We start from the raw sequence: 23,141 nt of genomic DNA on the forward strand, positions 1-23,141 counted from the left end.
GGATCACGTTGGCCGCAGGCTGTCATGCCGCAACTGAACGACGCGCCAAAGCCGCAGCGCTGGTAGCCATGCACGCTGCGGCGCATACTCGGTCGCGATCCGGCCACCTGAACATTCGCGACGCGCATTACGGCCCATGGCCGTCGAGTCCGTATTCGTCAGTTCACTCGTTGTGTGCATCGCCCTTGGTTCGTCCCGACCGGACGACATCCATTCTTTGGGAGGGGTCATGCTGGAACACTACGGGTTGTGGCTTGCACTGGGTTGTGCGGTCTTGGCAATCGTCTATGGAATTGTGTCGGCGCGCTGGGTGATCGCGCAGCCGAGCGGCAATGCACGCATGCAGGAGATCGCCGCCGCGATCCAGGAAGGTGCGCGTGCCTACCTCAATCGGCAATACCTCACCATTTCAATTGCTGGCGCGGTGCTGTTCGTGTTGGTAGGGCTGTTTTTGAGTTGGTATACCGCGATCGGGTTTGCGCTTGGCGCGGTGTTATCGGGATTGGCCGGCTATATCGGCATGAACGTGTCGGTGCGCGCCAATGTCCGTACCGCCGAAGCAGCGCGGCATGGTATCGGCAAGGCGATGGATGTGGCGTTCCGTGGCGGCGCAATCACCGGCATGCTGGTGGTCGGCCTCGGGCTGCTTGGGGTGGCCGGCTATTTTGCGACGCTGCAAGCGCTCGGCCTACCGCTGGAGCAAAACCTGCATGCCTTGGTCGGGTTGGCGTTCGGGTCGTCGTTGATCTCGATCTTCGCGCGCCTGGGTGGCGGTATTTTCACCAAAGGCGCGGATGTGGGCGCCGATCTGGTTGGTAAGGTTGAAGCAGGCATTCCCGAGGACGACCCGCGCAACCCGGCAGTGATTGCCGATAACGTTGGCGACAATGTCGGCGACTGCGCAGGGATGGCAGCAGATCTGTTCGAAACCTACGCAGTGACCGTGATCGCCACGATGCTACTTGGCAGCCTGACACTGGCCGAAACCGGGCCGCATGCGGTGCTGTATCCGTTAGTGTTGGGCGGCGTGTCGATCATTGCATCGATCGTGGGTGCGGTCTTCGTCAAAGTCAAAGCCGGCGGCTCGATCATGGGCGCGCTGTATAAAGGCGTGATCGTGTCGGGCGTGCTTGCGGCGCTGGCTTACTGGCCCATCACCCAATCGCTGATGCGCGACAACATTCACGGTGCAACGGCGTTGTATGTGTGCGCACTGATTGGCCTGGTGCTCACCGGCCTGATCGTGTGGATCACCGAGTACTACACCGGCACGCAATACACACCGGTGCAGCACGTTGCATCGGCGAGTACCACCGGCCATGGCACCAACATCATCGCCGGGCTCGGCATTTCGATGAAGTCCACTGCACTACCGGTGATCGCGGTGTGTGCGGCAATCTGGGGGGCGTTTCACTTCGGCGGCTTGTACGGCATAGCGACCGCCGCAACGGCGATGTTGTCGATGGCCGGCATGATCGTTGCGCTGGACGCATATGGGCCGATCACCGACAACGCCGGTGGCATCGCTGAAATGGCCGAGCTGCCGCCGGAAGTCCGCAACATCACCGACCCGCTGGATGCAGTGGGCAACACCACCAAGGCAGTGACCAAGGGCTATGCGATCGGCTCGGCAGCATTGGCCGCGCTGGTGCTGTTTGCCGACTACACGCATAACCTGCAGGCGGCCAATCCCGGCCAGGTGTTCGCCTTCGATCTGTCCGACCACACGGTGATCATCGGGCTGCTGATCGGCGGACTGATTCCCTACTTATTCGGTGCGATGGCGATGGAAGCGGTCGGCCGCGCGGCCGGCGCGGTGGTGGAAGAAGTGCGCCGCCAGTTCCGCGAGCTCCCCGGCATCATGGCCGGAACGGCCAAGCCGCAGTACGACCGCGCCGTCGACATGCTGACCCGCTCGGCGATCCGCGAAATGATCGTGCCTTCGTTGTTGCCGGTGGTGGTCCCCATCGTGGTCGGGCTGCTGCTTGGGCCACGTGCGCTGGGTGGCTTGTTGATCGGCACGATTGTCACTGGTTTGTTCCTGGCCATTTCGATGACCACCGGCGGCGGTGCATGGGACAACGCCAAAAAATACATCGAAGACGGCCACTTCGGCGGCAAAGGTAGCGAGACGCACAAGGCCGCGATCACGGGCGATACCGTCGGCGACCCGTACAAGGACACCGCGGGGCCGGCGATCAATCCGTTGATCAAGATCATCAATATCGTCGCCTTGTTGCTCGTGCCGCTGCTGTAGCGGTGCGGTGGCCGCAGGTCGGGTGACCCGCGGCCATGCTGACGGGAAGCAGTAGACCGACCACGTGAATTGCAAACCGCAATCGGCATTGCGTTGAAGACAGCACTCCGGCGTAGGGAAGACGTCGTTTAAGAAGCCGCTGGGCCAACTCGCCCGTCAACGGCACTGCCCGGCTCGCGATCCACGTGACGCTCTCGCCTGCCATGGCGAGCCATCTTCGATAGGAAGATGGCGTCGCTCACCCGAAGGTATCCGCCAGCCCTGGCACGGCTTTCGGCTTCGGCCATCGATCATAGGCAGCCAATCAAGCCGTCATAGATCGGCGGTGCGCCGCCAGGCAGTGGCTCGAACAGCGGGTTAGTGACTGCAAGCGTGCGATACATCTCATCCAGGCGTGTGCCAGCCTTCAGCGGCGCCGTGCAGCGCCAGACACGACTGTCGGAGCGCAGGTAACCGCTGCGGGGGTCGACGCTGACCTCGCTGGCGCCGAAGGTCCAGATGCAGCTACGCACCACCCCGGTGACGCGATGCACCGAACAGCGGAAGCGCAGCGGCTGGTAGTCGCTGAATTCGCCGGCGCAAAAGGTGTCGCCGCAAATATTGTCGAAACCCCGATCCAGCCGCTGCTCCAGATCGAAGAATGCCTCCCAGCCCTCGCCATTCGCGGGCCAATCCACCGCATCCACGAAGGTGGGCGGAGGCGTGGCCGCAGCAGCAACCTGGGCGGTGAGGGACAGCAGCAAAACAAGGAGCAAACGCGCGAGCCTGGACATGGCACTTCCTATGCAGTGGATGAGCCTGCAGCGTGCGCCGCCGATCGGGCCGGAACGATCGGGGAGCCACCCACGATGAACGAGGGCTACGCCGCACACGATGGTCAGAACATTGCCCATTCAGTGTCGCTGCAGCGCAACAGCCGAACGCGTAGAATCGCGCTCCACACACACTACTGACGCCTCGGAGCTACCCGCATGGGCCTTGAACTGGTCACCTCTGGCAAGAATCTGCCGGAAGAAATCAACGTCGTCATCGAGATCCCCAAGGATTCCGAGCCGGTCAAGTACGAAGTGGACAAGGCCAGCGGGGCGATCTTCGTCGACCGCATCCTGTCGACCCCGATGCGTTATCCCTGCAACTATGGCTACGTGCCTAACACCCTGTGCGGCGATGGCGACCCGGCCGACGTGCTGGTGGTGCTGCCGTTGCCGCTGGTGCCGGGCTCGGTGGTGCGCTGCCGCCCGGTCGGGGTGCTGCGCATGAGCGACGAAGCTGGCAGCGACGAAAAGATCCTGGCCGTGCCGGTTGAGAAGATCTTCTCCGGCTACGCGCATATCGAAGACATCAACCAGGTGTCCAGCCACTGGATGGAGCGCATCGGCCACTTCTTTGAGCATTACAAGGACTTGGAGAAGGGCAAGTGGGTCAAGCTGGACGGTTGGGGCGGCGCAGCTGAGGCCAAGCGCATCCTGGTGGAGTCGGTGGAACGCTACAATTCCGACGCACCATGATCCGTTGATCGTGATGCCACCCGCACATGCGGGGTCACCGGGATCACGCTTTTTGCGTGATCCCGGTGACCGCAGTCGGCAAATTGGGTACATTGCCGACTGCGTTTGGCCGGTGTCTGCCACCGGTGACTTCTGGGGAAGTGTCTTGCGTATTCTGTTTGTTGGGGACGAAGCCAGTCTTCCGTCCCACCTTGTCGCTTACGTTGCCGATCTGGGCGACCAGTGGCAGGCGCAGCAGGTGGCCGATGGTAATTCGGCGATTGAAGCTGCCGCACTGTCGCCATTCGACGCCGTCATTGTTGCGCCCGTATTGCCGGACCTGACTGCTGCCACTTTGCTGGGGCAGATCCGCACGCTGCGCCCGGACACCATTCGTATTGCGCTGATCGATGCGCAGGACGGCCAGCGCACGCCGCCGGCCCGCATCATCGGCGTGGCACACCGCTTCCTGCCGATGCCGCTGGCACCGGAAGTACTGCTCGAAGCGGTCACCAGCCTGGAAGAGCTGCGCGACCTGCTCAGCAATCCGCGCCTGCGCGCGGCGATTGGGCGCATCGAGAAACTGCCTTCGCCACCGCACCTGTATCTGAGCCTGATGCATGCGCTGGAAGAAGACGAAGGCGCCGACGCGGCCGATATCGCCAAGCTGATCGCCGGCGACCCGGCGATTGCGGCGAAAGTGCTGCAACTGTGCAATTCGGCGTTCTTTTCCGGCGGCCGCAGCATTACCGATCTGCGCACCGCGGTAACCCGCCTGGGTGTGGCAACGCTGCGCGATCTGGTGCTGGCCAGCGAAGTCTTTTCGGTCCAGACACTCACCCCGGCAGAGCGCAGCGCAATGCAGCGCCGCGCCCTGCTCTCCTCGCGCCTGGCCGCCAAGGTGTTGCCGCCAACCAGCGCAGAACTCGGCTCGACCGCCGCATTGCTGGCCGATATTGGCCTGTTGCTGCCCGGCGTGCGCGACGAGCGCGAACCGCCAGCCGAAGGCGGCGACGAGCGATTGGGTCACACGGAGGCCGGTGCGTATCTGCTTGGCCTGTGGGGTTTGCCCATGCCGATCATCGAAGCGGTGGCCTTCCATCGCCATCCGCAGCGTTCCAGCTTGCGTAGCTTCTGGGTCACCGGCGCAGTGCATGTGGCCATGGCACTGGCCAGCGGCGAAAGCGTGGACGAAGAGTATCTGACCAAGGTCGGCGTCATTACCCGCCTGCCGAGCTGGCGCGAACAGGCCGACACGTTGCTGGGGCTTGCCGAGGCGTAAGCGGCATCGTTGGGTAGCAGCGATTGAAGTGACCAAAGGCGCGATGACATCGCGCCTTTTTTCTTTGGCGTTTAGTCGCTGTGCGTTGCACTCGGGATTGGCGCCAGCAGGATGCATGACGGACGCTGTAGGGTGTGGACCTGCAGCGCCGGGATCGGGCGATCGGCAAGCTACTGAGATACGGCCTCTGAAATAACCGCTGTCCAGATCGGTACCCATATTGCTCTGATCGACCATAGAGCGTCGCACTCGAATTGTCTGCAATCGCACGTTCGCGTGTAGCGCCGTGGGCCTTGAGCCTTCGACCGAATTTCGGAGGCAGGTCGTGTCATTCCGGCAGCGTTCCGATGGCCTATGTACCACCAAGCAATCGCCGCGCCTCAGGCACGCAGCACACTCGGCACGGCCAATAACAAACACAAAAAAGCGGGCCTTTCGGCCCGCTTTTTCTACTTACTTACACCACTTCGGTGATCAGAAGCGCTGGTTGTATTGCACGAACAGGAAGCGGTCGTAGTCGAGCATCGGATCGATCGCAGCGGTGCTGCTGTTGGTGATCGAATAGGTGATCGGCGGCTGCTTGTTCCAGATGTTGCGGGCACCAACCGTCACGCTGCCATCCCACGGAGCCTGCCAAGTGACAGAGACGTCCTGATAGGAAATCGAGCCCTTCTTGTTGGAACCGGTGCCACCGCCCCAACCCGGGTTCGGCGTCTGGTAGGTCGGGTCGTTGCACTCGATACCTGCCGATGCATCCCAGCAGTAATCGCGGAAGCCGCCGTAGTAACGCAGATCCCAGTTAGCCGACAGCGAACCCAGCGACCAGTCCAGACCCAAGGTGGCACGCACGCGCGGGAAGTTCCAGTAGCCAGCGGCGTTCGACCACTCCGCACCCGACTGTGCCTGCGACTTGTAGGTCGCCAGGTAGTTGGTGTCCAGGTTGACCGCGAACTTGCCGTAGGCGGTTTCCGGCATGCGGTAACGCACGCCGAAGTTGTAGCCTTCGGTTTCCAGACGACCCAGGTTGACGTTGCCGCGGCTCAGCGTGGTGACTTGGCCAGTGACCGAATCACGCGCAAAGTTGGCGCAATAGTTTTCCAGGTTGTTGAGGTAGCAGTTGTTCAACACATCATTGGCCGACAGCGCGGTGATGATGTTGGAGATCGAAATGCGGTACCAATCCAGCGAGAAGTCCAGGCCCTGCACCCAATGCGGGCTATACACCATGCCCACGGTACGGGTGATGCTGTATTCCGGCTCCAGCTCTGCATTGCCGACGCCCGAATTGAACGGTGCGTTGCCCTGCACGTCGCGACGCGTCACCGGGTTGCCTGCGCTGTCGGTCTGACGGAAGCCAGCCGGCACCTGCCCAGCACAACGCGCTGCTACACCGGCGTTGCCCAACGAACCGAAGGTTGCATCGCACGGGTCGGTGAAAGTGTCGAACGTCTGCGAACCACCACCGAAGGTGTCCGACAGCGTCGGTGCACGGAAACCGGTGCCGTAGGTACCACGCACCAGCAGGTCGTCGATCGGCTTCCAGGTGAAGCTGAACTTGCTGTTGGTGGTGTCGCCGAAGCGGCTGTAGTTGCTGTAACGCGCGGCAACGTCGAACGACAGTTCCTTGGCACCCGGCAGGTCCTTCAGCACCGGAATCAACAACTCCAGGTAGGCTTCGTTGGTCTGGTAGCGACCTTCGGTTGCCTGTGCAGCCAGGTCGGTGGTGTAACCAGCGCTGGACAGTTGATCCGGGTAGTCGTAACCGCTGACCTGGCGGTGTTCGACACCTGCTGCAAAGCCAAGCTCACCGGCCGGCAAATCGAACAGGCCGCCGGTCAGGTTGGCGGTCCACTGCTTGCTCAGGCTCTGCTGCGTGGCCTGACCCAGCGCGTTGATGTACTGCAACGCGTTCGGGGTCGACGCCGACGGGCCGCCCAGGATGTTGAACGGGGTGCACTGGCCCAGCGCATTGCTGGTGCCCAACGGCAGCGGGCTAGCCGCGGTACCGCACTGCACTTGACCCTGTGCATTGAGGAACGAGGGACCCAGCGCCTTCTGCAGTGCCAGCAAGTTGATGTTGCCGCGCGAAACCTGCGTCACATCGTACTTGTTGTAGTTGAAGCCCACGTCCCAGTTCCAGCCGTGGCTGCCGACGTCGAACACGCCTTCCAGCGCTGCGTCGAAGTGCAGGGTCTTGACGTTGCTTTCGGTGGTACGCGGCAGTTCAACCGTACGGCGGAACCAGCTGTTGATGTCCTGGCCGACCGGGTTGTAGTAGCTGCTGCCACTGATGGCCACCGGGAATTGCGGCTGCGATGCAGCCTGCAGCGGGTAACCGGCGATCTGACGGTTCGAATCGCGCTCGGAGTACATCGCGGTCGACTTGAAGGTCAGGCTGTCGGTGAGGTTGTAGCTGCCGGTCGTGAAGATCGACTTATTCTTGCTGGACTGCTGCAACATCATCTGGTCGATGGAATTGAAGTAGTCGTCGGTGGTGATGTCGTTGTGGTAGTTGGCCAGATTGCGCGAATCCGCACCCACGCCCTTACCGTCGAACGAACCGGTGTGGTTGAGGATGTAAGTTTCGTCGTTCGAGTTAAAACGACCCCACGGACCGGTTGCGCTCAAACCATCTTCGATGTGGTTCGGACCAGCGGAGTAACGGGTCAGCGTACGGTCCTTGGCCCACACCGGATCTTCATTGGTGTAGTTGACACCGAATACCAGCGACGCGCGGTCGGTGGTGGTGCCGGCGGTGAAGGAGTACTGCTCCTTGGAGCCGTCGCCACGGCCATTCTGGCCGAAGTATGCCGAGGCTTCCGCACCGTCGTAGTTCTTGCGCAGGATGATGTTGACCACACCGGCCACGGCGTCGGAGCCGTAGATGGCCGAGGCGCCGTCCTTCAACACTTCGATGCGCTCGATCAGCGAGCTCGGGATGGTGGACATGTCAGTCAGGCCATTCAGGCTGCTGGTCCAACGCTTGCCGTTCACCAGCACCAGGGTGCGGTTTTCGTTCAAGTTATACAGGTTGACGTACTGGCCGCCCTGCTCCGGGTCGGAGGTCAGCACGGCAGCCTTGCTATAGGTCTGGGTGCCGGCGATCGACAGGTTCTGGAGGATGTCACCAACGCTGACCAGGCCCGACTTCTGAATGTCCTGCTGGGTCACTGTGAACACCGGCTGGGCGGTTTCAACGTCGACCGAGCGGATGCGCGAGCCTGTAATTTCAATGCGATCCAGCGTCGTGGTCGACGGGGCGGACTGCTCTTGTGCGTTGGCGGCGAAAGCCGGCGTCAACGCGATCGCAATACCGGCGGGCAACAGGCCCAGCCGCACTGCGGAGGTGCGAAGGTTCATCAATCTCTCCAGGGTTCGTTAGTGGCGCGTTAACGCCGCTGTGCAAATTACGATTGCGTGAACGCCGTCGCTTTGCGCGTCACGCTACGTGGCTTTGCCGAATCTGGCGGATTTGCCATTTGGTCGCGGTAGTGCGATGCGGAGACACCGAAGCGCGCACGAAACGCACGCGCGAAACTGCAGCAATTGTCGAAGCCGCTTGCAGCTGCAACCTCGCCGATCATCATTGAGGTATCGCGCAACAAATCGGAGGCACGTTCCAGGCGCAAGCGTGCCGATAGCGCCTGCGGACTTTCTTCGTACAAGCTTTGAAATGTCTTGGAAACGTACCAACTGGAGAAGTTGGTCAGCTGCGCGAGTTCGCTGATACGCACCACGCGGTCGCTATTGCCTTCCAGATAAAGCCGAGCACGCTGCATGCGGCCGAACACCTGACGCCGACGGCTACGCGAGCGGCCAGGGCAACGCTGCTCTTGTTCGGTGAAGTCGCGCTGCATCGCCGCCAGATGCAGCAGCAACGGGCGGGCGGGGGCGCTACCGCTCTGTGCCGCGGCGTTACGCCACAGCCGCAGTGCAATGCGCAGATCGCTGCGCGACAACTGGGCGCGGCCCGGATACAACGTGGCGTCGGTCAGCTCGGTGAGTGATTGCAGACTATCGCTGTCCAGGCTGACGCCCACACACAGCGCGCTGCGGTCTGCCTGCACGGTGGGATGGGAGTCTTTGTCGAAGGCGATCCAGTCGCCAGCACGCAAGCGGAACCGTCCCTCCTTGGATTCCACCCACGCGCGTCCACGCAGCTGCACCCACAACGTGAACGTTGCTGCGTTGGTGCGGATGCTGCCGAGCCGAGAGACCGCCAGACAGGTGGTCGATGTGGACTCGCTGGCACTATCCAGCGCGAGCGCAAGCCCACGATCTGCGGTGATGACCTGTTGCATGTTGGCAGCCCCCTTTACAAAAGAGGGCGTAGTGTTTTGCCGAATGCGGCGTCAGTCAGGAAGTTCTGACGAAACTGTGCCGAAATTGCCACGAAGCCTTTCCGAAGAACTTACGAGGCGATTTTTCTCAATACCGACAACAGGTTAGCCAAGACACCGATGGACGCAACGGAACGCTGCGGCAGCGGCATGTAGGCAAGGGAACTGCCATCTTCTTCTGCCAGCGCCACATACAGTGCACCGTCGTGCGGGTCCAGACTAAAACCGTTGATCGTGGAGAACTTTGCCGCGTCCAGACACTGGCCGCGACCGCTGCGCAACTCGCCGTCATAGGTGGCGCAGGTATCAGTCGAAGACAGGTAATGCAGCTGGCCATTCATTCCCGGCGCCCAACTGCGATAGCGCCAGCGCGATGGCTGCTGCGGATCGACGGCTTGCAAGCTATTTGCGGCAAGCGATGGCGCGATCTGCCAGACGCCACCGCCGCTAAGACGCGTCAGCAGCACGTGTCCGCTGACGCGGTCCAGTCGTAACTGCGACACGTCCTGCAGCGTTGCCAGCGCACGCCACGGGCTGCTGCGCCGGTCGTAGAGCGTTGCGAAGGTATGCCCGTCGTCTGCGGCGGCAAGTACCAGCAAGTGCGCGGGATTGGGAAGATGGATCGCCTGCAATGGGCGCGGTTGCGGCACCGCCAGTCGCACGACCTTGCCGGTACTTGGGGTCACTTCGAATAGTGCAGCATGTCCGTTCGCATCGCTGCCGCTAACCAGCACACGTTGCGAATCGGCCGACCAGTCCGCGGCCTGACGCGAATCCGGGCGCAGCCCTTCGATCAGGCGCACCGAGCTGGACTTGCTGACATCGCCCCACCACAGCCCGTACGTACCGGAGCGATTGGAGGCAAAGATCAGCTGGTGTCCATCCGGCGCGATCATTGGCTGATCGTCGCGCCCGCTGGAAGGAAACAAGCGGCGCCGAATGTAGCCACCATTCATGCTGTCGTGAATGACTTGATACATGCCGAATTGCGGTTTGCGTTGCACGAACACCAGATGGCCGTGCGCCACATCCGGTGCCTGCGCATCGTCTACGCCCAGGTCGTGCAGGCTGCTGTCAATCAGATCGAGCCGATACAGCCGCGCCTCGCTGTCCACGCGACGCCCGAAGATCAGCCCGCTGCCGTCGGGCAACCAGCTCCAGCCACGGATATCGGCGTTGTCATGGGTGAGCCGTTCGGCAGCACCGCCTTGAGCCGGAATCCGCCACAGATCGCCAAGCTGCGGATTACGCACAAACACGATCCAATGCCCGTCGGGCGAGTAACGCGGCGCGTAGTCGAAATCACTGGCCTGCGCAGAATAATCCAGCGTCTGCCACTGCCCGGTTTCCAAATCCAGGCGACGCAGGCGTGCCGCGCCATGCGTGCCGGTCATGCTGCCAAACACCAGTGCGCGCCCATCCGGCGACCAGCTGAAGCTCAGCATGTCCGCACCGTCGCAACGCGCTACTTCGCGTGCCGCAGCCGGCCCGGTGGCGGCGGCAATCATGACCCGGCAAACCCCATCGCGCGCCTGCCGGGAAAACGCGATCTCACGCCCATCCGGCGACCACGCCGGCAAGCGATCGGAGCTGCCTGGCGCCGGCGTTTCCAGTACGCGGGGATAGGCGTTGTCGGTAGTTTTGACCAGGATCGAAGTGCCGGCGCGATCGCCGGTCAGCGAGGCATACGCCACCATCGCACCATCCGGCGACAGGCTCGGGGTGAGATCGAATCCACCGCCTGCGGTAATTACTTGATACGGCCGTTTGGGGCTGCCCAAGACGGCAGGCGCTTGCGCAGCCTCAGGTGCCGGACCCCGATGCCACATGGTCTGTACTGCAAGGCCCAGCACGACCAGCAACGCCACACCGGCAACTGCCAGCGCCATCCAACGCCGCTGCCGTGACGCGGCCGGCCGCGCAGCGACTGGTTCTACAGGCTGCGTGGGCGTGGCGTAGGAGTGAATATGTTGCGCAGCGCCGGACTGCTCGGACACCGATAAGGATGCGGATACAGCCCCATCGTCCGCTTGCGCCGGCTGCGGCGAGTGCACACCAGGTGCCTCATGCGGCAGAGTCGTCGATACCGCTGCATGCGCTTCCCACACAACCGCCGCCATCAAGCGATACCCGGTCTTGGCGATGGTCTCGATATGCTCCGAACGCTGCCCGCCGTGGCTGGCAAACGCCTTGCGCAGCTGCGTGACCGCTTGGGTCACCACATCGTTGGTCGGCAAGGTATCGGGCCAGACCTCGGCAAGCAGTTGCTCACGCGTGACCACCTGGCCCGGCTGTCGCGCCAGGGTCAGCAATACCGACAGGGATTTGGGCGCCAGACGCAGCGGTCGCTTTGCACCCGGCGCGTGTACCTCGCGCGAGGCAACGTCGACCACGCACTGACCGACACGCAGCCGGTCCGATGGCATTGCAATAAAGGGAGGAACACTCATCGGCAAAAAACACGCATTGGCATGCAAAGGACTACAAGAGCGCATCGCACAACGCGCGAAACGCCAAATTCGGCAAAGGACCACGACTGACTGTGTCATGCATCCATTTGGTGCAAATTTTACGCTATGCCTCGTTGCTTCCTATGACAGGCGGCAGCGTCAGGCTCTCTCTCTCTCTCGCCGACGAATTCAAATAATTACGACGTATCCTTCGCGCCTTTGGCGCGATTTTTTTATCTGCGATTCAGCTAAACCGGCTGAAACCCTTATCCGTTGTAATCGCTTGCAATCCAACCGCACCGCGGCACTTGCGCACCGCGATGCGATCTGGCAATACCAAACTGAATTTTTCCTAAGCGGGCGCTGCATGGCGTTTATGAAACGCCTCGATGTAACGCATCACGTGGGGCGATACACCTGCGCACCCTGCGCCAAGAACTGCGCCGACTTTTCCTGCATTCCTGTCGATAACGCTTGCGCCTCGCCCATGCCGTGCTCGGCCGCGTAATCGCGTACGTCCTGAGTAATCTTCATCGAGCAGAAATGTGGCCCGCACATCGAACAGAAGTGCGCCAGCTTGTGCGCGCCCTTGGGCAGCGTTTCGTCGTGGAACTCCTTGGCCTTTTCCGGATCCAGGCCGAGATGGAATTGGTCATCCCAACGGAACTCAAAACGCGCCTTGCTCAGGGCGTTGTCGCGCACCTGCGCGCCCGGATGCCCCTTGGCGAGGTCGGCCGCATGCGCAGCGATCTTGTAGGCCATGATGCCATCGCGCACGTCCTGTCGATTGGGCAGACCCAGGTGCTCTTTCGGAGTGACGTAGCAGAGCATTGCTGTGCCGAACCAGCCGATCATCGCCGCCCCGATCGCGCTGGTGATGTGGTCGTAGCCCGGCGCGATGTCGGTGGTCAGCGGCCCAAGGGTATAAAACGGCGCCTCGCCACATTCGCGCAGCTGCTTGTCCATGTTCTCTTTGATCAATTGCATCGGCACATGGCCGGGGCCTTCGATCATCGTTTGCACATCGTGTTTCCACGCCAGTTTGGTCAATTCGCCCAGCGTTTCCAGTTCGCCAAATTGCGCCGCGTCGTTGGCATCGGCAATGCAGCCCGGGCGTAAGCCATCGCCCAACGAAAACGCCACGTCATAAGCCTTCATGATCTGGCAGATGTCTTCAAAGTGCGTATAGAGAAAATTCTCCTTGTGATGCGCCAGACACCACTTGGCCATGATCGAACCGCCACGCGACACGATGCCGGTGACGCGTTTTGCGGTGAGCGGCACGTAGCGCAGCAGTACGCCGGCGTGGATGGTGAAGTAGTCCACGCCTTGTTCGGCCTGTTCGATCAAGGTGTCGCGGAAAATTTCCCAGGTCAGCGCTTCGGCACGCCCATCGACTTTTTCCAAGGCCTGATAGATCGGCACCGTGCCGATCGGCACCGGCGAGTTGCGGATGATCCACTCGCGCGTTTCATGGATGTGCTTGCCGGTGGACAGATCCATTACCGTATCGCCGCCCCAACGAATCGACCACACCAGCTTTTCGACTTCTTCGGCAATGCCCGAAGACACGGCGCTGTTGCCGATATTGGCGTTGATCTTGGTGAGGAAATTGCGGCCGATGATCATCGGCTCGCTTTCGGGGTGATTGATATTGTTGGGCAGGATCGCGCGCCCGCGCGCGATTTCGTCGCGCACAAACTCCGGTGTGATGCGTTGCTGGATCGAGGCGCCGAATGCTTCACCCGGATGCTGTTTGCGCAAGCTCGCATCGGCCACCGCCTCCAGACGCTGATTTTCCCGGATCGCCACGTACTCCATTTCCGGCGTGATGATGCCGCGGCGCGCGTAATGCATCTGGGTGACGTTGGCGCCCTCGCGCGCGACCCGCGGCAAGCGCCGTGCCGGAAAGCGCACGCCATCCAGGCGCGCATCGTGCTCGCGGCCACGCCCGAAGCTGGAACTCAACCCTTCCAGCGCTACGGTGTCGCCACGTTCGGCAATCCACTGCGCGCGCAGCGGCGCCAGACCAGCGGCCAGATCGATGGCCGCCCGGGGATCGGTGTAGGGCCCGGAGGTGTCGTAGACGCTGAGCGGCGGATTCTCTTCGCCACCGAACAAGGTGGGCGTACGCGTCAACGCGATCTCGCGCATCGGTACCTGCAGATCCGCGCGCGAGCCTTGCGCGAAGATCTTGCGTGAACCGGGAATCGGCTGAGTCACAGCCTCGGACAACGACTGGGCTTGTTGCTGCAAAACGGTGGGCGCGGCGTTCATGGCATTCGTCCTAATGGCTGGCGCTGCGAAGGAGTCGCAGTGCGGACGAAGCGGCGGCGCTCGATACCGATGACCCGTGCACGCACGAACCATCGCATCTGACGAAGCTTCCCTACGCCGGTATCAGCCGGATCAGGTTCCAAGGGACTATCTCAACCGCAGCGCGCTGCGGTACCCCCACTTCGGCGGCGATTAAACCACATCGCGGGTTGCACGGCGAAAACAATGTCACGGGCTATCCACAACGCATACCGTAACGCAGCGAGCGTACATAGCTGCTGTTGAGCGCAGCAAGGTTGTCGCGCATGACCGCGACATATGTCCGCGCAGGTCATCCCACGCCGTGGTAGCACACGCCCAGCCTCGCCCAGGCATTGGGTGACGCGCGCATGCATTGCGCGCGTCGTAACGCAACAAGGTGCCGATTAACGAAAAACGGCGGCGGAACCCGCTCGTTAAATTTCCGCTAGGCCTACGTGTTGCCGATGCCACCGCACGCACGCAAGTGTGCCATTCAACGGGGATCGCGCTGTCGCTCCTCCTCTACCGGGGAACCGCCATACATATGACTATGACAACGCTCCAACGTGCGCTTCAAGTTCGATGGACTCTATAACCGCCGCCAGTCGTCGCAGCAGTTGGCCGGCTTTCCGCTGGCCTCGGTCAACACCGGCATCCTGTTAAGCGGCGACAGCTACTACAACCCCTACAACAGCGCCTACGGTGGCGATGGGCGCGATGTCGGCTGGTCGCATCGATTGACCGCATTCGCGCGCACCTACCAGCAGGACGTCAAGACCTCGCACGTGTACACCGGGCTGGAAGGCGACTTCCAGTTTGCGGACAGGCAGTTCAGTTGGGATGTCGGCTTTGCGCACAATCAGACCGACCAAACCGAAACCCAGTACGGCGATGTCAACCTGCTCAACCTCAGCAACGCGCTCGGTGCATCGGGCATCGTCAATGGCACCTTGTGTGCCTGGACAGTGGCGGTGCCGTCATTGCCGGCTGCGTGCCGTTTAATCCGTTGTCGCCGGCCGGTGGCGTGACCGGAGGAAATGCTGGACTACATCCTGTTCACCGCACACAACACGTATCAATACAAGAACAGCAGTTTCACCGCCAACCTCACCGGCGATCTGTTCGAGCTGCCCGCCGGCTGGATCAGTTTTGCCGCCGGTGTCGAACACCGCGAGGAAAGCGGATTCTCCTCACCGGATGCCTTGATCTCGGCCGGCTACACCTCTGGCAATTCGTTCACGCCCACCTCTGGCTCGTACACGCTCAACGACTATTACACCGAAGTGGCCATTCCACTGCTGAAAGATGTGCCCGGTGCGCAGTTGCTGGAATTGAGCGCAGCAGTGCGTTATTCGGACTACAACACCTTCGGCAGCACCACCAACAGCAAGTTCGGCTTCAAGTGTAGGCCGGTCGCCGACCTATTGATTCCCGGCAATTACGCCACCGGTTTCCGCGCACCATCGATCGAAGATCTGTATCTGGGCGCATCGGACAGCTTCGATACCTATTCCGATCCTTGCTCGACCAATAGCACCTCCTACACCAGCGCGATAACACGCAAGCGAGCGACTGGCACATGGCAGGGCGATGGCGACATGCGCGGACATTTCCACGGCACATCACACCGCTACCCTGCAGTCACTACAACAAGAAACCTGCTCTCTCTCCCTGCCGCCGATCTTCGGCGGCTTTTTTTGAGTGCGCGGGTACACCCTACGGCGTCACTCCAGCGTATAGCCCACCCGCAGCCCGCCCCAGTGCTTGCGGCCGACGAAGATCGGCGCGGAGAGGTCGAACATGATTTGTCCGGTATCGCGACGATAGACCTGCAAGCGGTACGGGTCGGTGTGTGCGCCCACACTGCGGCCGACGCGGTCGGTGAACTTGCGCTTGGTGCGGTTGCCGACCAGATCGCGCTTGGCATCGCCAGTCAGTGGTTGGGTGAAGCGCAGATTGTGGGTGGGCACATAGCCATCGGGATTGGCACAGATGGCGAACACGATCCACGGGTGCGCATCCAGGAGCGGCTCTTGCAACGCCGGCAATACTTGATCGCAGACCGCATCGAAATCGGTGCTGAACTTGGGCGGCTCCACGCCGGCAATTGGCGTGTAGGTACGCGCGAACAACGCCGCTTCGTCGATTTGCCCGCGCGCGATCACTTGCGCCAGTGCTGTGCCGATCTTGCCGGCAGTGGCGACAGCCAGTTCCTTGACCTGCGCGTGCCTGGGCACTTGCAGCTGATCCGGCGGCAGCCGGAACAAGCCAACGCAATCGCGCAGAGTTTCGGTACCGCGTTCCAGCGCTTCGCTGCGTTCGGCCACATGCGCGGCGTGCTGCAGATTGCTGCGGCCCAATGCAACCACACCGTCCACCGCACGCTCAATTCCGCGAATCTCACCGTCCTGGGCCTGGATGCGCCCGGCCACCGTGGTCATCGCGCTGCTGGCCTGCCCGAGGACGCGGGTGATGCCATCGAGCACTGCTTCGGTGTCACGTGCAGAAGCCGCACCCTCGCCGACTGCGGCGCTGGTTTCAGCCAGAATCGCGCGGACGTCGCGTGCCGCCGCGGCGGCGCGTTCGGCCAGACGCCGGATCTCGGTGGCGACCACTGCAAAGCCACGGCCGGCATCGCCGGCATGCGCGGCTTCGATGCTGGCATTGATCGACAGGATATTGGTCTGGAACGCCACCGAATCGATGACTTCGATGACTTCGCCTGCACGTGACGCCCGGCGCTCCACTTCGTGCATGGCCTGACCGAGCGCATGCGCCGCGGCCACGCCTTGCCGTGCGCTGTCATCGGCACTGGCGGCCAGCGCAATGACCTGCGCCAACTCGGTGTTAACGTCCTGCAGGCTCGACGACAGCCGCACCACCGCGGTGCGCGCGCCATCCAGCGCCTCGTTTTGCGCCTGCGACTGGCGCACCATCTCATCGTTTTCGGCCACCAGCGGCGGCACTTCGGCGGCGATCTGCACCGACAAGGCCACCGCCTGGCGGATGGCCTCGGCCAGATTGCCGAACCCGGCCTGCAGCCGGCGACCCATCTCGGTTTCCGCCAGCCCCGGCGGCAACAGCAGGTCGAGTTCGCAGCTGGCCAGCGCTTGCGCGGTGCGCTCGAGCACCGTGCGGTCTTCGTGTTCGGCCTGCAGGCGCGCTACCAGCGGCTGCAGCAGGGGCGAGATCGGCACCGGCCGGCTGCCGTCGGCCAGACGGGTAGCTTCACGCAGCAGGATCGCGGTTTCCACATGCGGCAGCGACAGCATCCAGCCCCCGTGCTCACGGTCGCGCACATAGCGCACGCGCCGCGCCGGGTCGTCGCCCGGGGCAGCCCAGACGCCCTCTTCGCCAACCAGATCGGCGGCGCTTAATCCCCACAATACCGAGGCCGGCGCGCGCTGCAGTTCGGCCGCCGTCTTGCCCAGCACATCCAGTCCGGCGCGGTTGCAGGCCACCAGGCAGGCTTCGGCAGACAGCCGCAACAAAGCGACCGGCGCATCCGGGAGCATGGCCGGCTGGGTCTGCGACGACGGGTCCGGCTGTTGCATCGAGTTCATGAGGGCTCCTGCTACATCCCTTGATTAGCGGCGCGCGGCGGCCGGAGTTGAGCGACAACCTCGGCCGTAACGCGCGCTCAGTATCCGGCCGCCTGGCCGTCCTTGCGGCTTTCCGAAGCACCGTAGTACACACCGCTGACCGGGCCGCGGGCGATCGCCTGATACCCGCCATACGGGCCATCGGCAAAGATCACCCGGTGGCCTTTGCGCATCAGCGCGCGGATAGTGTCGTAGGAGAAGCCGGTTTCCAGATTGACCTCGCCGCCATCGCTCATCGCAGTGGCCTGGCCGGTGGGCTCGGTGGAACCTTCATGCTGGATGCGCGGTGCGTCGCCGGCTTCCTGCAGGTTCATATGGAAGTCCACCAGGTTCATCACGATCTGCACGTGCCCCTGTGGCTGCATCGCACCGCCCATCACGCCGAAGCTCAGCCACGGCTTGCCGTCCTTGGTGACGAAGGCCGGGATGATGGTCTGGAAGGGCCGCTTGCCCGGCGCGTAGCCGTTGGGGTGATCCTTCTTCAGCACAAACATTTCGCCGCGGTCCTGCAGGATGAAGCCCAGCCCCGGCGGCGCCATGCCGCTGCCCATGCCGCGGTAGTTGGACTGGATCAGCGAGACCATCATGCCGTCGGCATCGGCCACGGTCATATAGATGGTGTCGCCCTCTTCCAGTTGCTTGGGCGTGCCCGGCTGCACTTCCTTGAGCGCCTTATCCATCGAGATCAGCGCACGGCGCTGATTGGCTTACTCCTTGGAAATCAATTTTGCCAACGGTGCCGGTTGAAATGCAGGGTCGGCGTAAAACCGCGCACGGTCAGCGAAGGCGAGCTTCTTGGCTTCGGTAAACAAGTGCACATGCTCGGCCGAGCCGAACGGAATCTTGGAGAAATCGTAGGCCTCCAGAATATTGAGCATCTGCAACGCCGCGATGCCCTGGCTGTTGGGCGGTAGCTCCCATACGTCATAGCCGCGGTAATTGGTGGACACCGGCTCGACCCACTCGCCGGTATGGCTGGCCAGATCCTCATAGCTGAGGTAGCCGCCATTGGCCTTGAAGTACGCACCGATGGTGCGCGCGATGTCGCCCTTGTAGAACGCATCGCGGCCGCCATCGGCGATCTGCTGCAGCGTGTTGGCCAGGTTGGGGTTCTTCCACAGCTCACCCTTGCGCGGGGCATGGCCGTCAATGGTGAATTGTTCATTGAAACCCGGGTACTGCGACAGGCGCGGCACCGAGCGGTCCCAGTAATAGGCGATGGTTTCGGCCACCGGATGGCCTTCGCGGGCGTAGCGGATTGCCGGCGCCAGGTTCTGCGCCATCGGCTTGCGCCCGAAGCGCTCGTGCAGCGCAAACCAGCCATCTACCGCGCCGGGCACCGACACCGGCAGCGGGCCGGTCGGCGGAATGTCCTTCAAGCCACGGCGCTGGAACTCGGCCAGCGTCAGCGACTTGGGCGAGCGGCCCGAGCCGTTGTAACCATAGAGCGTGTGGGTCTTGGGGTCCCAGACGATCGCGAACAGGTCTCCGCCCACGCCATTGCCGGTTGGCTCCATCAGGCCCAGCGCCGCGTTGGCTGCAATCGCCGCATCCACCGCCGAGCCGCCGTCCTTCATCACATCCAATGCGATCTGGGTCGCAAGCGGTTGCGAGGTGGCGGCCATGGCATGCGGCGCGATGACCTCCGAGCGGGTAGCAAACGGCTGCCCGGTGACGCGGTCGGCAGCGCAGAGGGGCGGCGCAAGCAGCGCCAGAGCAGACACCAACAACACAGGTACGCGACGCATCACTGATGGCCCCCATGAAACCAAAGTAATGAACTGCCAACCATACCAGCGGGGCTGTGCCCTGCCGTTCAATCGACACTTAGCAACGCACCCGATGCCGCGCAGATGGTGACCGTCGTCAGCGCTTCTTGTGCTGCATCGATCCGGTTTCAACGGTAACCATGCAGCTGCCACGGGGCTTTGCACGCGACTTTGCAAATTGATGCGGATGTTTCATGCGCAAGGGTTGACACCCTAGTTGCTGCGATGGTTATCTCAGACACATGACGCACCGCCACACCACCTCGAACGCTCTGATGGCCGCGCCCTCCGGCGCGCTGGCTGCGTCGCTTCTCGTGCTCGTACTTATTACCTCGCCAACCGGTGCGGGACGAGACTTCGTGTAGGCAACACACACAAGGCTTCGATCAGACCCCGCACCGGCAACGGCGCGGGGTTTCGCGTTTCAGGGACCACCAAAAGTTTCGAATGACATGAACGACATCACTGCCACTTCCGCCAAACGACCCAGCACTGCCCAGTCAGACGCTGATGTTTGTGGTTGCCCGCGCAGTGCCATCGCTCATCCCCGCTTTGCTCAGCCGGCCAGTGTCTGCACTGCCGGCTGATCCGTTTATCCACTGCCAATCTCAACTGCCAACCCCGTAAGGACAACCCATGAGCAACGACACCCAACCGAAAATCGCGATTATCGGCTACGGCAGCCAGGGCCGCGCGCATGCGCTGAACCTGCGCGATTCCGGCTTCGACGTCACTGTCGGCCTGCGCCCCGGTGGCCCGACCGAATCCAAGGCGCAGGCCGATGGCTTCACCGTCGTGGCGCCGTCCGAGGCGGTCAAGAGCGCGGATCTTGTCGCCATCCTGACCCCGGACATGGTGCAGAAGAAGCTCTATGAAGACGTCATCGCCCCGAACATGAAGCAGGGCGCCTGCCTGCTGTTCGCGCATGGCTTGAACGTACATTTCGACATGATCCGGCCGCGCGCCGATCTGGACGTGGTGCTGGTTGCGCCCAAGGGCCCGGGCGCGCTGGTGCGGCGCGAGTATGAAATCGGCCGCGGCGTGCCGTGCATCTATGCGGTGTACCAGGACACCAGCGGCAAGGCCGAACACCTCGCACTGGCCTATGCCGGCGGCCTGGGTGGCGCGCGCGCCAACATCATCAAGACCACCTTCAAGGAAGAAACCGAAACCGATCTGTTCGGCGAGCAGGCGGTGCTGTGCGGCGGCGCCTCGTCGCTGGTGCAGGCTGGTTTTGAAGTGCTGGTGGAAGCCGGCTATCAGCCGGAAATCGCATACTACGAAGTGCTGCACGAATTGAAGTTGATTGTGGACCTGTTTTACGAAGGCGGCATTACCCGCATGCTTGAGTTCGTTTCCGAAACCGCGCAATACGGCGATTATGTCAGCGGGCCACGTGTGATCGATGCCAGCACCAAGGCGCGCATGAAGGACGTGCTGACCGATATCCAGAACGGCACCTTCACCAAGAACTGGGTGGCCGAATACGAAGCCGGGCTGCCGAGCTACAACAAGTTCAAACAGGCCGATCTGGAACACCCGATCGAGGAAGTGGGCAAGAAGCTGCGCGCCAAGATGGTGTGGCTCAACGGCGAACAGCAAGCCGCCGCTGCACCGGCGAATCAACAGGCGGCATAACGCCGCCGCCTCCCCCACCGCTTAAACCGAAGGTCCGCAACGCATGAACACCTCCGCACACAGCACGCCCCGTAACGGCGCGCGCTGGCTGACGCAGGCCCTGGAAGCCGAAGGCGTGGAAACGCTGTTCGGCTATCCGGGCGGCACCATCATGCCGTTCTACGACGCCCTGGTGGATTCCAGGCTCAAGCACATCCTGGTTCGTCACGAACAGGGCGCCGCACTCGCTGCCAACGGCTATGCACGTGCCAGCGGCCGGGTCGGCGTGTGCGTGGCCACCTCCGGCCCGGGCGCATCCAATCTGGTCACCGGCATCGCCGACGCGATGCTCGATTCGGTGCCGATGGTGTGCCTGACCGGCCAGGTCGCCACCCCGTTACTGGGCACCGACGCGTTCCAGGAACTGGACGTATTCGGCATGACCATGCCGATCGTCAAGCACAGCTTTCTGGTGCGGCGGGTGGAGGATCTTCCGGAGATGGTGCGCGAGGCGTTTCGCATTGCGCGCGAAGGACGTCCCGGGCCAGTGTTGATCGATCTGCCCAAGGACGTGCAGGTGGCCGATGCCTCGCATCTGCCCGCGCATGTGCCGGCAGCGGTGTTGCCGCCGCCGGTGCCGGCGGACGCGAAATTGGCCGAAGCACTGGCAGCGATCGCCAGTGCCGAACGCCCGGTGGTGTACGGCGGTGGCGGGATCGCGTTGGCCGGTGCAGTGGAGCCATTCCGGCGCTTTGTCGAAGCCACCGGCATCCCGACCGCGTTGACCTTGCGCGGCCTGGGTGCGTTGTCGCATGCACATCCGGATTACCTGGGCATGCTGGGCATGCACGGCACCCGTGCGGCCAATATGGCGATCCAGGAATGCGATCTACTGGTCGTCGTCGGTGCGCGTTTCGACGACCGTGCAACCGGCAAGCTGAGCGAGTTTGCCCCGTTTGCGCGCGTCATCCATCTGGATGCCGACGCGTATGAAATTTCCAAGCTGCGCACCGCCGATATCGCGGTGCCCGGCGACGTGGCAGTGAGTTTGAAAGCCTTGAGTGCGGCACGCGCCAACTGCCAGGCTTGGCGCACGCGCTGCTTTGCCAACCGTGAAAAATTCGGCGCGCGTTACGACGCGCCCGGTACCGATATCTACGCACCGGCGCTGTTGAAGCGCCTGAGCGAAGTAGCCCCAGCCGACACCATCATTGCTTGCGATGTAGGTCAGCATCAGATGTGGGTGGCCCAGCATTGCCGCTTCAACGACCCGCGCAATCACCTCACCAGCGGCGCGCTCGGCACCATGGGCTTCGGCCTGCCGGCGGCCATGGGCGCGCAGTTTGCCTGCCCCGATCGCACCGTGGTGCTGGTCTCCGGCGATGGCAGTTTCATGATGAACGTGCAGGAGCTGGTGACGATTGCGCGCTGTAAGCTGCCGGTAAAGATCGTGCTGCTGGATAACAGTTCGCTGGGCATGGTGCGGCAGTGGCAGGAACTGTTCTTTGCCGAGCGTTACAGCGAAATTGATCTGTCCGACAACCCGGATTTTGCGGCGTTGGCGCAGGTATTCGGCATCCCGGCCAAGCGCATCATCGCGCGCGGCGATGTGGATGCGGCGCTAACCGAGTTGTTGGCGCAGCCCGGTCCCGGCCTGCTGCATGTCGCCATCGACGCACGCGCCAACGTGTGGCCGCTGGTGCCGCCCAACAACGCCAACAGCACCATGCTGGACAGCAACCCCGCACACGCGGCCAAGGAGACATCGCATGCGTTACCGGCTTGATCTGGTGCTGAAGCCGGCAGAAGGCGCGCTGGTGCGGGTGATCGGCATGACCGAGCGCCGCGGCTTCCGCCCGTGCGCGATTCAGGGCGTAGCAGCACCGGACGATGCCGGGCGCTGGCATCTGCAACTGGATGTGGACTGCAGCCGTCCGGCGGAAACGCTGCGCCTGCAGTTGGAAAAAGTGTACGACTGCGAATCGGTGGTGATCACTGCACTGGAGTCGGTCGAGGCTGCGGCATGAGCATGCAGACCT

12 protein-coding genes, 2 pseudogenes and 1 riboswitch are annotated in these 23,141 nt (G+C 62.6%); of the genes and pseudogenes, 7 read left to right on the forward strand and 7 right to left on the reverse strand.

From position 1 onward, the window contains the following. Nucleotides 1-229: 229 nt before the first annotated feature. Complete coding sequence (locus KWO_RS19285) at nucleotides 230-2,257, forward strand: sodium-translocating pyrophosphatase (protein ID WP_010377170.1); 2,028 nt, start codon at nucleotides 230-232, stop codon at nucleotides 2,255-2,257. A gap of 290 nt (nucleotides 2,258-2,547) precedes the next feature. Here KWO_RS19285 and KWO_RS19290 read toward each other — a convergent pair whose 3' ends face one another. After that, nucleotides 2,548-3,030, reverse strand: coding sequence for a hypothetical protein (locus tag KWO_RS19290; protein ID WP_010364412.1), 483 nt, complete (start codon nucleotides 3,028-3,030; stop codon nucleotides 2,548-2,550). Nucleotides 3,031-3,228: 198 nt separating this feature from the next. On the opposite strand from KWO_RS19290, the gene ppa reads away from it, so the two are divergent. Beyond that, nucleotides 3,229-3,765 (forward strand): inorganic diphosphatase, encoded by a 537-nt coding sequence (ppa, locus tag KWO_RS19295; RefSeq protein ID WP_010364408.1) that lies wholly within the window; start codon nucleotides 3,229-3,231, stop codon nucleotides 3,763-3,765. 112 nt (nucleotides 3,766-3,877) lie between these two features. After that, nucleotides 3,878-5,026: an HDOD domain-containing protein gene (locus KWO_RS19300; RefSeq protein ID WP_026112542.1), complete on the forward strand. Its 1,149-nt coding sequence runs from the start codon at nucleotides 3,878-3,880 to the stop codon at nucleotides 5,024-5,026. Nucleotides 5,027-5,500: 474 nt separating this feature from the next. Here KWO_RS19300 and KWO_RS19305 read toward each other — a convergent pair whose 3' ends face one another. The 4 genes from KWO_RS19305 to thiC form a co-directional block, all read right to left on the reverse strand. After that, the gene (locus KWO_RS19305; protein ID WP_010377176.1) at nucleotides 5,501-8,386 is read right to left on the reverse strand and encodes a TonB-dependent receptor plug domain-containing protein; all 2,886 of its coding nucleotides are present in this window, start codon (nucleotides 8,384-8,386) and stop codon (nucleotides 5,501-5,503) included. Between the two features lie 47 nt (nucleotides 8,387-8,433). Then, a complete protein-coding gene (locus KWO_RS19310; protein ID WP_010377179.1) occupies nucleotides 8,434-9,327 on the reverse strand; it encodes a helix-turn-helix domain-containing protein in 894 nt (297 codons plus the stop codon). Between the two features lie 110 nt (nucleotides 9,328-9,437). Continuing rightward, a complete protein-coding gene (locus KWO_RS19315; protein WP_010377181.1) occupies nucleotides 9,438-11,792 on the reverse strand; it encodes a winged helix-turn-helix domain-containing protein in 2,355 nt (784 codons plus the stop codon). 423 nt (nucleotides 11,793-12,215) lie between these two features. Further along, on the reverse strand, nucleotides 12,216-14,093 hold the full coding sequence (gene thiC / locus KWO_RS19320) for a phosphomethylpyrimidine synthase ThiC (RefSeq protein ID WP_010377185.1): 1,878 nt from the start codon (nucleotides 14,091-14,093) through the stop codon (nucleotides 12,216-12,218). Nucleotides 14,094-14,184: 91 nt separating this feature from the next. Further along, nucleotides 14,185-14,282: riboswitch (TPP riboswitch) on the reverse strand. A gap of 395 nt (nucleotides 14,283-14,677) precedes the next feature. Between thiC and KWO_RS19330 the strand changes: the two are divergent. After that, a pseudogene (locus KWO_RS19330) lies at nucleotides 14,678-15,670 on the forward strand (TonB-dependent receptor domain-containing protein); the annotation flags it as partial. Nucleotides 15,671-15,838: 168 nt separating this feature from the next. Here the strand turns inward: KWO_RS19330 and KWO_RS19335 are convergent. Then, nucleotides 15,839-17,677, reverse strand: coding sequence for a methyl-accepting chemotaxis protein (locus KWO_RS19335; RefSeq protein WP_017112960.1), 1,839 nt, complete (start codon nucleotides 17,675-17,677; stop codon nucleotides 15,839-15,841). 77 nt (nucleotides 17,678-17,754) lie between these two features. After that, nucleotides 17,755-19,464 (reverse strand): annotated as a pseudogene (gene ggt / locus KWO_RS19340) (gamma-glutamyltransferase). Between the two features lie 657 nt (nucleotides 19,465-20,121). Between ggt and ilvC the strand changes: the two are divergent. The 3 genes from ilvC to KWO_RS19355 are packed head-to-tail and all read left to right on the forward strand — an operon-like array spanning nucleotide 20,122 to nucleotide 23,129. Further along, nucleotides 20,122-21,123 (forward strand): ketol-acid reductoisomerase, encoded by a 1,002-nt coding sequence (gene ilvC / locus KWO_RS19345; RefSeq protein ID WP_010376783.1) that lies wholly within the window; start codon nucleotides 20,122-20,124, stop codon nucleotides 21,121-21,123. A gap of 43 nt (nucleotides 21,124-21,166) precedes the next feature. Continuing rightward, nucleotides 21,167-22,888 (forward strand): acetolactate synthase 2 catalytic subunit, encoded by a 1,722-nt coding sequence (ilvG, locus tag KWO_RS19350; protein ID WP_010364393.1) that lies wholly within the window; start codon nucleotides 21,167-21,169, stop codon nucleotides 22,886-22,888. Continuing rightward, a complete protein-coding gene (locus KWO_RS19355; protein ID WP_010376782.1) occupies nucleotides 22,872-23,129 on the forward strand; it encodes an ACT domain-containing protein in 258 nt (85 codons plus the stop codon). The genes ilvG and KWO_RS19355 overlap by 17 nt, the downstream gene beginning before the upstream one ends. Nucleotides 23,130-23,141: the final 12 nt, after the last annotated feature.

The organism is Xanthomonas vasicola pv. musacearum NCPPB 4379 (assembly GCF_000277895.2).
Taxonomy (GTDB): Bacteria; Pseudomonadota; Gammaproteobacteria; order Xanthomonadales; family Xanthomonadaceae; genus Xanthomonas; species Xanthomonas vasicola.

Excerpts from the sequence above, each read along its gene's own strand:
- KWO_RS19285 (WP_010377170.1), top strand. The coding sequence starts at position 230 with ATGCTGGAACACTACGGGTTGTGGCTTGCACTGGGTTGTGCGGTCTTG.
- KWO_RS19290 (WP_010364412.1), bottom strand. The coding sequence starts at position 3,030 with ATGTCCAGGCTCGCGCGTTTGCTCCTTGTTTTGCTGCTGTCCCTCACC.
- ppa (WP_010364408.1), top strand. The coding sequence starts at position 3,229 with ATGGGCCTTGAACTGGTCACCTCTGGCAAGAATCTGCCGGAAGAAATC.
- KWO_RS19305 (WP_010377176.1), bottom strand. The coding sequence starts at position 8,386 with ATGAACCTTCGCACCTCCGCAGTGCGGCTGGGCCTGTTGCCCGCCGGT.
- KWO_RS19310 (WP_010377179.1), bottom strand. The coding sequence starts at position 9,327 with ATGCAACAGGTCATCACCGCAGATCGTGGGCTTGCGCTCGCGCTGGAT.
- KWO_RS19315 (WP_010377181.1), bottom strand. The coding sequence starts at position 11,792 with ATGCCATCGGACCGGCTGCGTGTCGGTCAGTGCGTGGTCGACGTTGCC.
- thiC (WP_010377185.1), bottom strand. The coding sequence starts at position 14,093 with ATGAACGCCGCGCCCACCGTTTTGCAGCAACAAGCCCAGTCGTTGTCC.
- KWO_RS19335 (WP_017112960.1), bottom strand. The coding sequence starts at position 17,677 with ATGAACTCGATGCAACAGCCGGACCCGTCGTCGCAGACCCAGCCGGCC.
- ilvC (WP_010376783.1), top strand. The coding sequence starts at position 20,122 with ATGAGCAACGACACCCAACCGAAAATCGCGATTATCGGCTACGGCAGC.
- ilvG (WP_010364393.1), top strand. The coding sequence starts at position 21,167 with ATGAACACCTCCGCACACAGCACGCCCCGTAACGGCGCGCGCTGGCTG.
- KWO_RS19355 (WP_010376782.1), top strand. The coding sequence starts at position 22,872 with ATGCGTTACCGGCTTGATCTGGTGCTGAAGCCGGCAGAAGGCGCGCTG.